Genomic DNA, 13,876 nt, shown 5'->3' on the forward strand with positions numbered 1-13,876 from the left:
GAGATTCCATGAACGAGCAAGAGGTCATCGTGATCGGAGGCGGCGTAGCCGGACTCGATATCCCGGGCGGCTCCATGAGACTCCCGTCTGGAGCAGTAAGCGCCGGCAGGATTCCGGAGGTTTGGCGAATATTCAATTACGAGAAGAATAGATTATTTGTTGAGATACGAGTTCTCCACCGATAGTATTTTAAAAAGCTAGTCGCGCGGAGAACTTGCCGCATGGCCGAGTCGCAGCGGCGGCCCCCAAGTTTTTTCACCATTGAGTGCCCCCAGGGGCGACACCTAGGAGTTGACGTGACCAAAGACGGTACGAATTCAGCTGTAACTGACTATGACGTTGTGGTCGTAGGCGCCGGTGCAGGCGGCATCTTCGCAGTACACGAGTTTAAGGAAAAGGGACTCTCGGTACTCGGCCTCGAATCGGGAAGCGGGTTCGGCGGAGTCTGGTTTCACAACCGCTACCCGGGCGCCCGCGTCGATGTGGAAAGCTATTTCTACTGCTATGTGGACCCCAAAATCTATTCCGAGTGGAAATGGTCCGAACGCTATGCCGCCCAGCCAGAAATCCTGGCCTACCTCAATTTCGCTGCTGACAAGTACGACGTCAGGGGGAACTACAAGTTCTCCACCCGGATGACAGGCGCCCAGTGGGACCCGTCAACCGACAGCTACACCATCGCGATGAGCGACGGTAAGGCGGTCACCGCCCGTGTTTTGGTCATGGCCACCGGGCAGCTTTCCGAGGCACGCAAGCCCAGTTTCGATGGGCTGGACGACTTCAAGGGCGAATGGGTCCAGACCTCACACTGGCCCGAACATCCGGTTGCGCTCAAAGGCAAACGTATTGCCGTGATCGGCACCGGATCCTCCGGCGTCCAGGTCATCCCCCAGCTGGCCAAAGAGGCCGAGCGCCTCTACGTCTTCCAGCGCACTGCGAACTACTCGGTGCCCGCGCAGAACAGCCCGATGGACGAGGGCCGCTACCAGGACATCGCACGCGGAGTCGAAGACGTCTGGCGCGAACTGGTGGGCACCTTCTCCGGGACGCGTAATCCCCGCGGTTCCGCACGTGCCGCCGACATGTCCCCCGAGGAACAGCAGCAGCTCCTTCAAGAGCGGTGGGAACATGGCGGTCACACTATGAACTCCGTGTTTACCGACCAGTCAAGTAACGCTGACGCAAACGCAATTGTCGCGGAGTTTGTCCGCGATAAGGTCCGTCAGACGGTCAAGGACCCGGCAGTGGCTGAAAAGCTGATTCCGACCGAATATCCGATCGGCTCGCGTCGTCTGTGCGTCGATATCGGCTACTACGAGACTTACAACCGCGACAACGTGACCCTTGTCAACGTCAAAGCCGACCCGATCGAGCGCATCACTCCCCACGGCATAAAGACCCGGGACCAGGAATTTGAGGTGGACCTGATTGTCTTTGCACTCGGATTCGATGCCTTCACCGGAGCGCTGGATCAGTCCAACATCCGCAACGAAAAGGGCGAGCAACCCACCGACAAATGGGATCGGGGGCCGAAGACGTTCCTGGGCCTTATGACCACTGGCTTTCCGAATCTATTCATCGTCACCGGCCCGGGCAGCCCCTCGGTGCTCGCCAACATGATCCTGGGCAATATGCAGCACGTGCGGTTCATAGCCAATGCGCTGACGTATATGAAGGATCACGGGCATACCCGCATTGAGCCGACGGAGGAAGCCCAAACCGAGTGGACGGCGCACGTTGCGGATGCGGCCAGCAAGTTGCTGCGGCTGGGCGTCGAAAACTACATGGTTCACGTCAATAAAGACGATCAGAGCCGGACCTTCATACCGTACGCAGGAGGTTTGGACAAATACGTGGCCCGGACAAACGCAGTCGAAGAAAACGGGTACCAAGGGTTCGCCTTCGCCTGACGACGTCCGCGGAACCGGCCGGCGTGCCAGAAGGCAACGCGAGGTTCGGTCCCACCGGAAACGTAGTGCCGGAGCTTGCCCGTGAGGCAAGAGTAGTAGCCCGTGATTCTGCCCTTGGGGTGTTGCGGTGGTTGGTTGGGCCGGGATGGCCGGTCCTTGGTGGTGACTTTGATGGAGGTAACAGATCATGGTGCGGAACGGGAGTGCTGTGTTGGCGCCGGGAACGGCGGAGCGGTGGCTTGAGGAGTTCGGGCTGGCGTTGGCGGCGGGGGCGCCGGGGCGGGTGCGGGATCTGTTGACGGAGGATCCATACTGGCGTGACCTTCTGGCGTTCAGTTGGACGATCGGGTGGAAGCAGGGGGCGGAGGGCATCGCCGGGGCGCTGGTGGATGCGTCCGCGGAGCTGCGGCCCTCCGGGATCCGGTTGTCCGGCCGGTACGGGGAGCCCGAACTGGTGGTGCGGCATCTGCGGGAGGTCCTGGAGGTGTTCTTCGAGTTCGAGACGGTCCACGGGCACGGGATCGGCATTGTGCGGCTGGTCCCGGACGCGGGGTCACCTTTGGGTGCCCGGGCATGGCAGCTGTTCACCACGCTGGAGGACCTGCACGGGTACGAGGGTGTTTCGCGAGGTGCCCGGAAGAAGGGGGTGGGCTTCAGCCGGGACGGCTCGCGGCGGAACTGGCTGGACCGGCGCGTCGAGGCCGCCGCGTTCGCGGACCATGATCCCGAGGTGCTCATTGTCGGCGGCGGACAGGCCGGAGTCATGAGCGCGGCCCGGCTGGGCCAGCTCGGCGTGGAGGCTTTGGTCGTGGACCGGCATCCGCGGGTGGGCGATAACTGGCGCACCCGCTACCGGTCGCTGGCGCTGCACAACGAGACCGACATCGTGCACTTCGCCTACCTTCCGATGCCCGACACGTTCCCGCAGTACATTCCCAAAGACAAGCTCGCGAACTGGATCGAGGCCTACGTCGAGGCCATGGAAATCAACTACTGGGCCGCCACGGAATTCGTCAGCGGCGACTACGACGAGGAAGCCGGCCGGTGGACCGTCACGATCCGGCGAGGGGGCCAGGAACGGGTGATGCACCCCCAGCACGTCATCGTCGCCACGGGCAACGAGGGCGGCAAACCGCGGATCCCGCAGCTTCCCGGGATCGCGGACTTCGCCGGCGACGTCCTGCACACCAAAGCCTACCGGGACGGGGCCGACTACGCCGGCAAGAACGTCCTGGTCGTCGGGGTCGCCACCAGCGCCCACGACGTCTCCCTGGACCTGAGCACCAATGGCGCGAACGTCACGATGCTCCAGCGCAACCCCACGGTGATCATCAACATCGATACCGCCAACGTCCTGCTGAGCCTCTACACCCAGGGCAAGCCCACCGACCAGATCGACCTGGTCTCGGCCGCGAACTTCATCCACCCTTTGTTCCTGGAAAACCTCAAGGCCGCGACCCTGAAAACCGCCGAGCAGGACCGCGAAACCATTGAAGCGCTGAACAAGGCCGGCCTGCGCACCGACCAGGGCGAGGACGAATCCGGCTACCTGATGAAGTTCTTCCGCTACCGCGGCGGCTACTACATCAACGTCGGCGCCTCCGAAGCGATCATCCGCGGCGACATCACCATCGCCCAGCACGAGGACCTCGACACCTTCGTCCCCGAAGGCGTGCGCCTGAAGGACGGCACCGTCAAGGACTACGACGCCGTCATCCTTGCTACCGGCTACCTGGGCCCGATCGAGGAAATCCGGGACCTCTTCGGCGACGAGGTCGCCGGCAAAATCGGCGCGATCGGCGGCTACGACCCCGACACCCTCGAGATCCGCAACACCTTCACCCAGACCCCGCAAAGAGGTCTCTGGTTCATCGGCGGCGGCATCTCCTCATGCCGGATCTACTCCCTCCACTTGGCCCTGCAGATCAAAGCCGCCCAGGAAGGCATCCTCCCCGGCTACACCGGCACCACCCAGACCCGCCAGACCCAGGACGCACTGAACTAACCCCACCGCACGACCAGAACCACACCCGCCCGAGAGAGAGCAAAGAATGACGGATGCAACAGTGACGGACCCAGTAGTAATCGCCGGGGCAGCGGAGACGAAGTTTGCGCGGAATTCGGAACTCATGGACCTTGAGTTCCTTGCCGAGGGGATGCGCCTTGCACTGGCAGATGCAGGTATCGGCAAGGACGACGTCAACGGCCTTGTTCTCTGCGCGCCGGTGATCCCCGATGATTCTTCCTACATGGCGGAACATTTCGGTTTCGGCGCGAACTGGGTCATGAAAGCCGACTACGGCGGTGCCTCTCCTGTCGTTGGAATGTTCCGTGCACGCCGCGCCATCGAAGCCGGCGAAGCAGACGTCGTCGTGATAGTCGGCGGAGGCAACCGCCTCGAATTCCCCGAGCGTCAGCATGACGTGACAGGTTCGCCCCTGGACTATATGAACCGTAGCTGGGTTCTCCCCTATGGTTACGGCGGACCCAACAGCTCATTCGGCCTGGTCCAGAGACGGCACATGGCCGAGCACGGAACCACGATCGAACAACTAGGGAAGGTCTCCACGACATTCCGCCGCCATGCGCAGCTGAACGAGAACGCCCTTTTGCGTGATCCGCTCACACTTGAGGACTACGTCAACTCGGAGCTGATTTCAGACCCCATCCGCAAATATGATTGCGTGATGCGCTGCACGGGGGCGGTGGCCGTGGTACTTACCCGGGAGTCGATAGCGAAAAAATCCGGACGCCAGCCGGTGTACCTCGGCGACTCAGCTGAACACCACGGCCATCAGGTGCAGGAGGGCTCACCGGACCGTCTTGAGACAGGCTTCGTGAACATTCGCGACAAACTCTTCGCCAACACAGCGCGGGAGGACCTGGACTTCCTTCAGCTCTATGACGACTACCCGATAGCGATCCTCCTTCAGCTGGAGGACCTCGGTTTTTGTGAAAAGGGAAAGGGCGGACAGTTCCTCGAAGAAACAGACTTTTCCATCTGGGGTGAACTGCCCATCAATACCGGCGGAGGTCTGCTGTCGATAGGACAGCCCAGGCTAGGGGGCGGCCTTATTCCGGTCGTCGAAGCAGTGCGCCAACTCCGTGGAGAAGCGGGGGCACGCCAGCTCAAGGACCCCAAACTCGGTTTTGTATCGAGCATTGGCCTGATCGATTATCTGAGCAACCTCGTGGTCACCGCTGGCCTCATCGTCGGAAAGGAACGTTTCAAATGACCAAGCCCATGCCGACGCCGGTCCACTGGGACCGGGGCTTCTGGAATCTCGCCGCCCAAGGCATCCTCAGTGCCCAGCGCTGCCAGGACTGCAACCACCTGCAGCACTATCCGCGGCCCGCTTGCGGAAAGTGCCTGAGCCCGAGCCGCCTCTGGGAGCACCTGTCAGGTCTCGCCACGGTCTATAGCTTCACCGTGGTTAGGAGACCCTTCACGCCGGGATTCGATGATCAATCACCGTTCGTACTCCTCGATGTCCTCCTGGACGAAGGCCTGCGGTTGTTGTCGCGGCTCAAAGACGAGTCCCAGGCAGAGGGCCTCGGCATCGGCGACCGGCTGCGGGTGTCATTCCAGCAGATCGAAAACGGACTGCACCTCCCGTATTTCACAAAGGTGAATGCCTGAGCCGCAGTCCCCCTACAGCCGGACGTCCCCACGACCGGGTCTCAACTCTCCCGCTCCGCTGGTTACCACCTCCTGGTGGCAACCAGCGGAGCATCCTTAATGAAGCTCTTCCACGATGGAAGGCGGCAACAATGAAAAAGCGGCCATGCACTGGGCTCCGGTCATAAACCCCACCGATCAATAGCAGTCGCCCGGGCGTGCCGCCGTGGAAGTGTGGCTGGCTGACCGCTTGTGCCGTCGAGGGTTCGGTGGATGGCGGCGGTGTGAACCTGACCGCGCCGACGTCGGACTCTGAGACCGAAATCCGCCAGCTCCCGACCCCCTGCACGGAAGCGGCACCCGGCCTTTTCCTTGGCCGGGTGCCGCTGGGTCTTCGTCAGGTGCCGCTGTCAGACGGCCGCGGCCCCTGTGTGCCCTCCCAGGTACGCCGCATGAATGCGGGGGTTGTTCCGCAACTCTGCAGTGGGGCCCGAGAGCACAACCCTCCCGGTCTCCAGGACCACCGCATGGTCGGAGAGGTCGAGACTCATGGCGACGTTCTGTTCAATGAGCAGAACCGTGGTTCCCTGCGATTTGATCTCAGCGATGGTCTCAGCCACCATTTCGACGAGTTTCGGCGCAAGACCGAGTGATGGTTCGTCAAGCAGCAGGACCGAGGGTCGGGCCATCAGCGCCCGCCCGATCGCCAGCATCTGTTGTTGACCGCCCGAAAGATAGCCTGCCTTCTCCTTCCGGCGCCCGGCGAGGTCGGGAAACCGGCCGTAGACAGCTTCCACATCCCTCAGGATTGCAGCATTGTCCCGCCGCGTGATGGCACCTGCGCGGAGATTGTCGTCGATGGAAAGCTCAGAGAAGACTCTCCGGCCTTCCATGCATTGCGCTATTCCGGCTCGCACCCGGGCGAACGGAGACAGCTGAGCTATTTCCACTCCGTTCAGGCGGATGGACCCCTTCACGATTCGCCCCGAATGGCTTCCCAGGACTCCTGTGATCGCACGCACCGTCGTCGTCTTGCCGGCGCCATTCGATCCCAAAACAGCCAGGGTTTCGCCGGCGCCCACCCGAAGATGAACGTCCTCGATGGCGAGGCTGTGCGCGCCATACGCCACCGACAGCCCTTCAACGATCAGTTCCCCGGAGCCAGTCAGATCCTTCGAGGCGGCCACGGTCAGCTGCTCTTCACAAACTGATACGCGAGCACCTTATCGGACGACCTCTCTCCGTACTTCAGGATGCCCACTGCTCCGATACCGCTGGAGTCGGGCCGGAAGATCGAATACTCCTGAGGAATTCCACGCTTGTCCCCTGAGCCCCAGGGGCGGTCGAACTGTGTTGGGTAGTTGAGTTTCGTCAGCGATTCTTCCGCTTTCTTCAGACCTGCCCGTGACACGTCGCCCGTTTCGACAGCCTTGGTGAGGATCTGTTCGGTAATGGCCGCATTGTTGTAGCCCCATGAGAACTGCTGGTCGGTCCCTTCCTTCGGGGTGTACTTGTCGTGTGCTGCCATCATGGCTTTTTCGTTTTCTGCATTCCCGTGTCCGGTGTCGCCCCAGAGGAGGTCGTCCGCCACGATTGTCATGTTTTTGTGGGCGTAGTCGTACACCGGGCCGCTGTTGAGCGATTTCGTCCAGGTGCTGCTGACCCCAACCCACTTGGGCTCATAGCCGAGCTTCGCGGCCGTGGACAGGACGTTGGACACAAAGGGAACGGCGATCCCCTGGATCATCACGATCTGGCAACCCTCACGTTGCAGCTGCTGCATTGCCGGCGTCGGGTTGGCATCCTGGCCGCCGATGCTGACGACTGGCCCCGTCGTGACCCCCAGTTTGTCCTTAGCATACGCTGAAATGGATTCGACCGTCTTGGTGATCGCACCCTCGACTGCGGCGCCGCAGACCTTCTGGCTGCTGCCGCCTTCCCGGAGCAGGTATTCCACTCCATCGAGGAGCAGAGTTTCGGTTGGGGTGCCCGACGGGATGAGCTGTTCTTCGAGGGTGAGGCTTCCTTCTGTGGTGCCTCCGATCGCCAGGATGTTGTCTTTGGTCAATGAGGGCAGGACTGCTCTCACCGGGGGCGTGCCGGAGATCCAGGTGAACATGGCAACCTGGTCCTTGATGGCCTGGTACGACTGGGCTGATTTCGCCGGGTCGTAGGCGTGGTCCCGGACCACCAGCTCAACGGGGTACTTTCCGGCAATGCCGCCCTTGGCATTGAGTGCCTGAATGTACGCTTCGATCCCGGCACTCGACGGCGCGCTGGCAGGTGCCATGGGACCGGCAGTGATGGTCAGCACACCGATGCTGAACTTCTTCCCGTCGAACCCTGGGGCCATTGCCAGACCACCTGAACTGGAGCTGACGGCCTCGCCGCGTGCGCAGCCTGAGAGCAGCAGCGTCGCTGCAGCAAGTGCGCCGATGCCTTGCAGTAACCTTCTGTTGACCGGTTTCAATTGTGCCTTCTTCTGGTTGTTGTGATGAAGCAGATGGGTCGGGAAAGATTTTCAAGGGCGGTGTGCCGTGAGCCGGCGGTAGAGCCTCGAGCGGGACAAGGACCCCATGATTCCGTCCGGTTCTATGGCCAGGACAGCCACGATGAGAACTCCGAATATCAGGGTGCTGAACGAGCCCACGGTGAAGAATCCGGAGTCTGTCACGCCGGTGGTGATGATCGGCGCGAGGAGCAGGCTGTCGGCCTGCTCGGAAATGTAAAACTGGACGCCGGGAACAATAATCGCCCCAATGATTGCCCCCGCGACCCGATTGATCCCCCCGAGGATCACGATGGCGAACAGCAACATGCCGGTGTTGAAGCCGAAGTCAAGAGGCGAGAGGTATTGCTGCAGCCCGGCATAGAGCCCTCCAGCGAGCCCGCCGATGCCGCTGGCGAGGGCGAAGATGGCAATTTTGGTGGACCGAACGTGGATACCTACGGCTTCCGCGGCGCGGCCGTTTTCCCTCAGCGCAATCCAGGACCTGCCCGGCGCCCTCCGGACTAGCATCGAGCAGAAGAACGCCACCGCAGCCACTGTGGCCCAAAGCACCCAGAAGAGAGACTGTTGCTCGGTAAAGGTTCCCAACTTCTCCAGGTTCAGCGGACCAAGCGAAATCTCGACTCCCGAAGAGAGCACGCCTGTCTCGCCGCCCGTGACGGGGGTCCATGTATTGAAGATGTATTGGCCGATCACCAAGATCCCCAGGGTGACGATTGCAAGTTCCAGGCCGCCGAGCCTTACGGCCAGCCAGCCGCTGCCGGCTCCCACCAAGCCGCTCACCAGGATGGCAAAGACCAAATCGAAAGCGAAGGGCACGCCCAGTTGCACAGTGACAAACACGGTCGCATATGCGCCGATACCTATGAAGAACGGCTGAGCTAAAGAAATCTGGCCGGCATAGCCCGTGAGGAGTGTCAGGCCCAGGGCCGCGACAGCCAGGACTGCGCAGTAACCGAAGAGATACAGGACCGGGTCGGTCGCGAGGAAAGGAATGACGATATACGCAACTGCGAGGGCAGCAAAGCCGGTGATGACCCAGGGGCGCCGCTTGTGGGCTGAAGCGGCTTTGCTCCCGGCCGTGGGCGCCGCGGTGAGTGTCGATGTCATGGTGTGTTCTCTTTTCAAAACCGCTGGACGGCTCGTGTGCCGAACAAGCCTTGTGGACGAATGAGGAGCACGACGATGAGCACCAGGTAGGGAATGACGCTCGAAAACTCTGAGCCCAGCCCGCTAAGGTATACGGGTTGCAGAAGCGAGGTGAATTGCTGGACCATGCCGATGATGAGGCCGCCGAGGAGCGCCCCAATCGGGGAATCGAGTCCCCCGAGTACCATGGCCGGAAGCGCCGCGAAGGCCGCGACTGCCAAAGTGCCGTTGACGCCGTTGGATCCGGTCGCAAGCAGAACCCCCGCCACCGCCCCTGATGCGCCGGCGAGGCCCCACGCTACAGCCGCGACACGTCGGGGATTGATGCCCTGAGCGATGGCAGCTTCCTGGTCACTCACGCTCGCCCGCATGGACAGCCCGCCGCGGCTAAAGCGAAGGAAGCCGAAGACCAACCCGAGCAGCACGCTACTGAGGCCGATGGCCCATAGGCCAGAGACGGCAATCGCGGCTCCAAAGATGCGCACCGTTTCCAGGCCCCACGGATCACCGAGGTTGCGCGCGGAGTCGCCCCAGAACCCGGCCACTACGGCCTGGCTGGCGAAGAGAAGGCCGACCGTTGCCATGACAGCCGCAAACGCCTGGGAGTGGGAGAACCTGCGAATGACCGTGCGTTCGATCAGGATCCCGATGAGTGCCGAGACTAGCATCGACATGACGATTGCGATCGGGAACGGCCAGCTGAGCTGGCTTTCGAACTCGAAGGTGAGGTAGGCGCCAATGAGTACAAAAGCCCCTTGGGCAAAATTCAGCACTTTCGTGGCAGCGAAAACGATAACGAATCCCAGCGCAAGTATTGCGTAGCTCGCGCCGAGGGCGAGGCCGGAGAAAAACGTCTGTAGCACTTCATAACCGGTCATAGCTCTACCTTTTGTCCGCCAAGATAAGCCTCAATCACTCGGGGGTCTCGTTGGATCTCAGCAGGTGACCCCGAGACGATCTGCCTCCCGAAGTTGAGGACTACGATTCGGTCGGCGATTGACAGTACAAATGGCATATCGTGCTCAATAAGGACAACAGCCAGGGACGGCCGGGCTGCCCTGATTCCGGCCAGATACTTTGCAAAAGTCTCGGTCTCTTCCGGGTTGAGTCCGGCAGCCGGCTCATCGAGGAGCAGCACTGAGGGATCCATGGCGACCGCCCGGGCAAGTTCGATGCGCTTGCCGACGCCGTGAGGCAGTTTGGAGACGATCTCGGAGCGGATGTCTGTGAGGTCGAACTGCTCCATCAATGCCGTGACCTTTTCGGCGTAGGCAGCTTCCTCGCGCCTTGCCCTCCGCGGAAACAAGGCAGAACCGGCAAGCGTGGAATGGATGGCCCGGTGATACCCGAGCAAGAGGTTCTCTTCGACCGTCATCGGGCCGAACAGTGCCAGGTGCTGAAACGTTCGCGCAATGCCCTTGCCCACGATCGCTGAGGGCCGGAGACCAAGTATCTCTGTCTCGCCCAGCTTTACGGAACCCCGCTGGGGACGATAGAGCCCGCTGATGCAGTTGAACAAGGTGGTTTTCCCGGCACCGTTGGGGCCAATGGTCGCGAGAATCTCACCCGGGGCGACGTCGAAGCTTATGTCATCGAGGACCTGGTTTCCGCCGAAGCGAAGGGAAAGACCCGAGACAGTGAGCGCAGCCGTTTGAGCAGTCGCCTGCAGGGGAATCAGAGATGCAGTAATCGGTCCCATTGCAGTCCTCTCCATCGAGGTTGAGTGATTCAGATCACCCAAGTGGGCGTTTCATCAAAGTGAAGCACATATATATTGAATGAGTCAAAAAACTTTTTTGGACCATAAATTGATTACTACGTGGAAAATGTCGAGAGGCTGGATCCGCGTCTCGTGCGGCGGGAACAGCGGTGTACGAAACGAGGCCTAGCCGTCGATTCCAGCACGCCTAGCGAAGCCTGAATCAACCGACAGGCTCGGCAGAGCCGAGGATTGCTGGTTTGAGGGTTCTGCAGAGCAGATCTCATTTCCGGGCCTCAACGTCCGTTTTGTTCCACTGCTGTATGGCCTGCCGTTCAACTGAATTGAGGCCACTGGGGCCGGGGATCCTGGTACCTCGCCGCCCAGGGCATTCCAAGCGCGCAAGGCTGCCTCGACTGCGGCCACCTACAGCACGACCCTGCGTCCGGCCTGCGGCACATGTCTCAGCCAGCACCGCACGTGGAGCACCTCTCCGGCGACGGCGAGGTCGACAGCTTCCCGCTGATGCGCCGCCCGATGGACCCTGGACGACCGGTTCACGATCGAGCCCCGCCGGATTCCAAGATCCCGGGCATCTGGACGTGCAAGCCGTAAAAGGTGCCGCTCAAGGTGACCCCGATCGGCCGGTCCCAGTCAACGAGATCCAGCTCACCGATCGGCCGCCGCCGCCCTTCTTCCTCGATGAGATTGACACACTCACCCTGATCAGCCTCGCCCGGCGCCGCTGCGACGTCCGTTTTGCCACGCTCAGGGACGGAACGCTTCATGAGGAACCGGCGGCCAAAACCGCCTGAGCGCCCAGGCACCAAGCCGGCGGCTCTTCGACGGCCTGTTAAAGGTCCTGATCACCGAAAATGTTCCGCGGAGCATTTTCGGTTTCCCGTGGCCCGCTTAGTCATGTGGCCGGTGGCGCCCTGCGGCTCTGCAGAATCAAAGACACGAGCCAGAACGCCGGGTTACCGCCGGGACGCACAATCTCGGCCATGCCGCGTTCCTCGAACTGCTCCTGACGGACGAGCGTGCAGTTCTGGCGCGCCCACACGCTCGTCACCCTGGCTTTGGGGTTCAGTTCCGGGATCCCTCGCATCAAGAGCCGGCCGCTGACCTGCTCGGTTGTCCTGCGGGAGTTGGGCGCCCTAAAAAACAAGCACCAGACAATCCTGGGGTTCCATGCGTTCTCCTCAGGTAGTCCGTCTCCAGTCTCCTCCGGCCGTCAGGGCACTCACAGCTTCAGGAAATCCGAGTCATGCCCGCGTCATCGAGGGGGTTAACTGATTTCAGCTCTGCGTTCGCCGTCCTCAACACCACCCAGCGTGGCGGCCGGCCCCAAGGACGAGAGGACCTGCGCCTGCCCGGCGCGTTAGTTCTCCGGCATCCAACCGTAGCCGTTTCCGTTCTTAACCACGCGTCCCCATGTCATGCCCGTAAAGTGCGACGCCGAGCACGGCAACTGCTCCTCGACAAGGTCGTCGCGCATTCGCTCAACCGATTGGAGCGCCGATACTGCTTGGGTGTGGACCGGAAACTTCCAGCCATACAGGAGCTCAGGCTGGCAGTGGACAATGTCGCCCAGGAGAACGCCGCGCTCCCCGTTGGAACTGATGATGAAGGCATCGGTTCCGGGAGTGTGGCCCGCGGCATCCAGGGTATGCAAGCCAGGAAGAATTTCTGCTTCGCCTTCCCAGTACTTCATCCGGTCAGCCAGTGGGGCCAATCGGACAAGGGCCGCATCCACTTCCGGATTCGTCTGTGCCTTCTCCCAGGCCGGCGTCTCGTAGGAAGCTGAGACGAAATGGTCCCAGTCCCCGGTCGCACCGGTAGGCCGCGTTGCGGAAGACGACCTCGCCATCCTGCGTCGACCAACCGATATGGTCCGAATGCAGATGAGTGAAGACCACATCAGTTATATCGTCCGGGTCGACGCCGAGAGCCTGCAGTCCCGATAGCAGCGCGCCGCCGGTGAATGGCGGCGTGGGCTTGGGACCTACCCCCGCATCGACCAAGATAGTCCTGCCAGCCCCCCCCCCGGATGAGGTAGGATCCGATCGACATCACCAGGTTGCCGGCGTCATCGGCGGAAGGACTCGGCTGCCGCCAGTTCGGCCTCCGGAGCGGAAGCATAGAGGTACGGCAGAGTTCGGCTGGTCTCGCCGTCGATGACGGAATCGACGGTCAATGAACCTATGCGCATGCGTTCTCACTCAGCTGTCATACAGGGGCCAGAGTGCGTTGTGGTTCTGGCCTGTCGTTGGGGTGGTTTAGTTCAGGGCGGTCTGGATCTGGCGGGTCTGGGAGGTGTCGGTGTAGCCGGGTCGACACTCTGGATTGCTTTGACATCTTGGAGGTCAATGGAGCCCGGGGGTCTCCAGGCCGACCGCCTGTTCCTCGACGTTGAGCTCGCGCCGAAGGCTTGCGATGGGATCATCTCCGTTCCGCAGCCCCACGAAACGCCGTCCCCCGGTGAAGGAAGCCGCCTCGGAGCCCACCACGGGCAGTCCGAGGACGTGATCCAGCAAAAGCCTGCGGGTCGAGATTCGCCATGCTCCGTCCTCACGCCGCTCAAGCTCGTCGCCGTAGCGGACCCAGTAGACGAAGTCCGTCGGTTCATCGGCATCCGGCCGATGCTGGACCTCGACGGCCCAGCTCTCGCAGAAAGCCCTGTCCTCGCCGAGGAAATCGATCAGGACATTCGTCACCTGCAATGAGGCGTGCTGAATCGGTGAGTGCCGGAGGACAATGTCCGGAACATACTCATCAATACCGACGGGACCTGGCCCCTTGTCGACCAGCGCGTCAGGCTGGAAGACCTCCCGGAGTTCCCGTTCATCGATACGCTGTATGGCGCGGCCGTACCGCGAAAAGAGGTCGCGGATCTCCATCCGGTCCTGCAGCCTGTAATCAGCAGCCTTGCCAACATGGGCATTGTTCATCGTCTATCCCTTCGCCTGGGCAATACCGGGTCCAACGCT

General features: G+C 61.6%; 14 protein-coding genes and 1 pseudogene. 4 read left to right on the top strand and 11 right to left on the bottom strand.

What is annotated here, in order from left to right:
- The first annotated feature begins 296 nt into the window (after window positions 1–296).
- The 4 genes from HNP00_RS21895 to HNP00_RS21910 all read left to right on the top strand — a co-directional run bounded on the left by HNP00_RS21895 (window position 297) and on the right by HNP00_RS21910 (window position 5,550).
- Window positions 297–1,910, top strand: a complete 1,614-nt coding sequence (locus HNP00_RS21895; protein WP_184741825.1) for an NAD(P)/FAD-dependent oxidoreductase — start codon at window positions 297–299, stop codon at window positions 1,908–1,910.
- A gap of 187 nt (window positions 1,911–2,097) precedes the next feature.
- Window positions 2,098–3,915, top strand: a complete 1,818-nt coding sequence (locus HNP00_RS21900) for an NAD(P)/FAD-dependent oxidoreductase (protein ID WP_184741826.1) — start codon at window positions 2,098–2,100, stop codon at window positions 3,913–3,915.
- 46 nt (window positions 3,916–3,961) lie between these two features.
- Complete coding sequence (locus HNP00_RS21905; protein WP_184741827.1) at window positions 3,962–5,146, top strand: thiolase family protein; 1,185 nt, start codon at window positions 3,962–3,964, stop codon at window positions 5,144–5,146.
- Complete coding sequence (locus tag HNP00_RS21910; protein WP_184741828.1) at window positions 5,143–5,550, top strand: Zn-ribbon domain-containing OB-fold protein; 408 nt, start codon at window positions 5,143–5,145, stop codon at window positions 5,548–5,550. The genes HNP00_RS21905 and HNP00_RS21910 overlap by 4 nt, the downstream gene beginning before the upstream one ends.
- A gap of 389 nt (window positions 5,551–5,939) precedes the next feature.
- On the opposite strand, the gene HNP00_RS21915 is transcribed toward HNP00_RS21910, so the two are convergent.
- The 11 genes and pseudogenes from HNP00_RS21915 to HNP00_RS21960 all read right to left on the bottom strand — a co-directional run bounded on the left by HNP00_RS21915 (window position 5,940) and on the right by HNP00_RS21960 (window position 13,837).
- Window positions 5,940–6,716: an ABC transporter ATP-binding protein gene (locus tag HNP00_RS21915; RefSeq protein ID WP_311770649.1), complete on the bottom strand. Its 777-nt coding sequence runs from the start codon at window positions 6,714–6,716 to the stop codon at window positions 5,940–5,942.
- A gap of 2 nt (window positions 6,717–6,718) precedes the next feature.
- The gene (locus HNP00_RS21920; RefSeq protein WP_184741829.1) at window positions 6,719–7,999 is read right to left on the bottom strand and encodes an ABC transporter substrate-binding protein; all 1,281 of its coding nucleotides are present in this window, start codon (window positions 7,997–7,999) and stop codon (window positions 6,719–6,721) included.
- 51 nt (window positions 8,000–8,050) lie between these two features.
- Window positions 8,051–9,148 carry a branched-chain amino acid ABC transporter permease gene (locus HNP00_RS21925; protein WP_184741830.1) on the bottom strand — a complete coding sequence of 366 codons (1,098 nt, stop codon included), beginning with the start codon at window positions 9,146–9,148 and terminating at the stop codon, window positions 8,051–8,053.
- A 14-nt stretch (window positions 9,149–9,162) separates the two neighbouring features.
- Window positions 9,163–10,065 (bottom strand): branched-chain amino acid ABC transporter permease, encoded by a 903-nt coding sequence (locus HNP00_RS21930; RefSeq protein ID WP_184741831.1) that lies wholly within the window; start codon window positions 10,063–10,065, stop codon window positions 9,163–9,165.
- On the bottom strand, window positions 10,062–10,886 hold the full coding sequence (locus tag HNP00_RS21935) for an ABC transporter ATP-binding protein (protein ID WP_184741832.1): 825 nt from the start codon (window positions 10,884–10,886) through the stop codon (window positions 10,062–10,064). The genes HNP00_RS21930 and HNP00_RS21935 overlap by 4 nt, the downstream gene beginning before the upstream one ends.
- 557 nt (window positions 10,887–11,443) lie before the next feature.
- The gene (locus HNP00_RS21940) at window positions 11,444–11,674 is read right to left on the bottom strand and encodes a hypothetical protein (RefSeq protein ID WP_184741833.1); all 231 of its coding nucleotides are present in this window, start codon (window positions 11,672–11,674) and stop codon (window positions 11,444–11,446) included.
- 128 nt (window positions 11,675–11,802) lie between these two features.
- Window positions 11,803–12,054 (bottom strand): hypothetical protein, encoded by a 252-nt coding sequence (locus HNP00_RS21945; RefSeq protein ID WP_184741834.1) that lies wholly within the window; start codon window positions 12,052–12,054, stop codon window positions 11,803–11,805.
- Window positions 12,055–12,267: 213 nt separating this feature from the next.
- Entirely contained in the window at window positions 12,268–12,756 is a 489-nt protein-coding gene (locus HNP00_RS21950) for a hypothetical protein (RefSeq protein ID WP_260405124.1), read from the bottom strand.
- A 22-nt stretch (window positions 12,757–12,778) separates the two neighbouring features.
- Window positions 12,779–12,913: pseudogene (locus HNP00_RS23870) on the bottom strand (MBL fold metallo-hydrolase); the annotation flags it as partial.
- 62 nt (window positions 12,914–12,975) lie between these two features.
- On the bottom strand, window positions 12,976–13,098 hold the full coding sequence (locus HNP00_RS23565) for a hypothetical protein (RefSeq protein ID WP_260405118.1): 123 nt from the start codon (window positions 13,096–13,098) through the stop codon (window positions 12,976–12,978).
- 154 nt (window positions 13,099–13,252) lie between these two features.
- Window positions 13,253–13,837, bottom strand: a complete 585-nt coding sequence (locus tag HNP00_RS21960; protein WP_184741837.1) for a nuclear transport factor 2 family protein — start codon at window positions 13,835–13,837, stop codon at window positions 13,253–13,255.
- Window positions 13,838–13,876 lie beyond the last annotated feature (39 nt).

Origin of the sequence: Arthrobacter sp. AZCC_0090 (assembly GCF_014207375.1) — a bacterium.
GTDB lineage: Bacteria > Actinomycetota > Actinomycetes > Actinomycetales > Micrococcaceae > Arthrobacter.

What these genes read in the sequence shown, in the direction of transcription:
- HNP00_RS21900 (WP_184741826.1), top strand. Translation starts at nt 2,098, where the DNA reads ATGGTGCGGAACGGGAGTGCTGTGTTGGCGCCGGGAACGGCGGAGCGG.
- HNP00_RS21905 (WP_184741827.1), top strand. Translation starts at nt 3,962, where the DNA reads ATGACGGATGCAACAGTGACGGACCCAGTAGTAATCGCCGGGGCAGCG.
- HNP00_RS21910 (WP_184741828.1), top strand. Translation starts at nt 5,143, where the DNA reads ATGACCAAGCCCATGCCGACGCCGGTCCACTGGGACCGGGGCTTCTGG.
- HNP00_RS21925 (WP_184741830.1), bottom strand. Translation starts at nt 9,148, where the DNA reads ATGACATCGACACTCACCGCGGCGCCCACGGCCGGGAGCAAAGCCGCT.
- HNP00_RS21930 (WP_184741831.1), bottom strand. Translation starts at nt 10,065, where the DNA reads ATGACCGGTTATGAAGTGCTACAGACGTTTTTCTCCGGCCTCGCCCTC.
- HNP00_RS21935 (WP_184741832.1), bottom strand. Translation starts at nt 10,886, where the DNA reads ATGGGACCGATTACTGCATCTCTGATTCCCCTGCAGGCGACTGCTCAA.
- HNP00_RS21940 (WP_184741833.1), bottom strand. Translation starts at nt 11,674, where the DNA reads ATGAAGCGTTCCGTCCCTGAGCGTGGCAAAACGGACGTCGCAGCGGCG.
- HNP00_RS21950 (WP_260405124.1), bottom strand. Translation starts at nt 12,756, where the DNA reads ATGGCGAGGTCGTCTTCCGCAACGCGGCCTACCGGTGCGACCGGGGAC.
- HNP00_RS23565 (WP_260405118.1), bottom strand. Translation starts at nt 13,098, where the DNA reads ATGCGCATAGGTTCATTGACCGTCGATTCCGTCATCGACGGCGAGACC.
- HNP00_RS21960 (WP_184741837.1), bottom strand. Translation starts at nt 13,837, where the DNA reads ATGAACAATGCCCATGTTGGCAAGGCTGCTGATTACAGGCTGCAGGAC.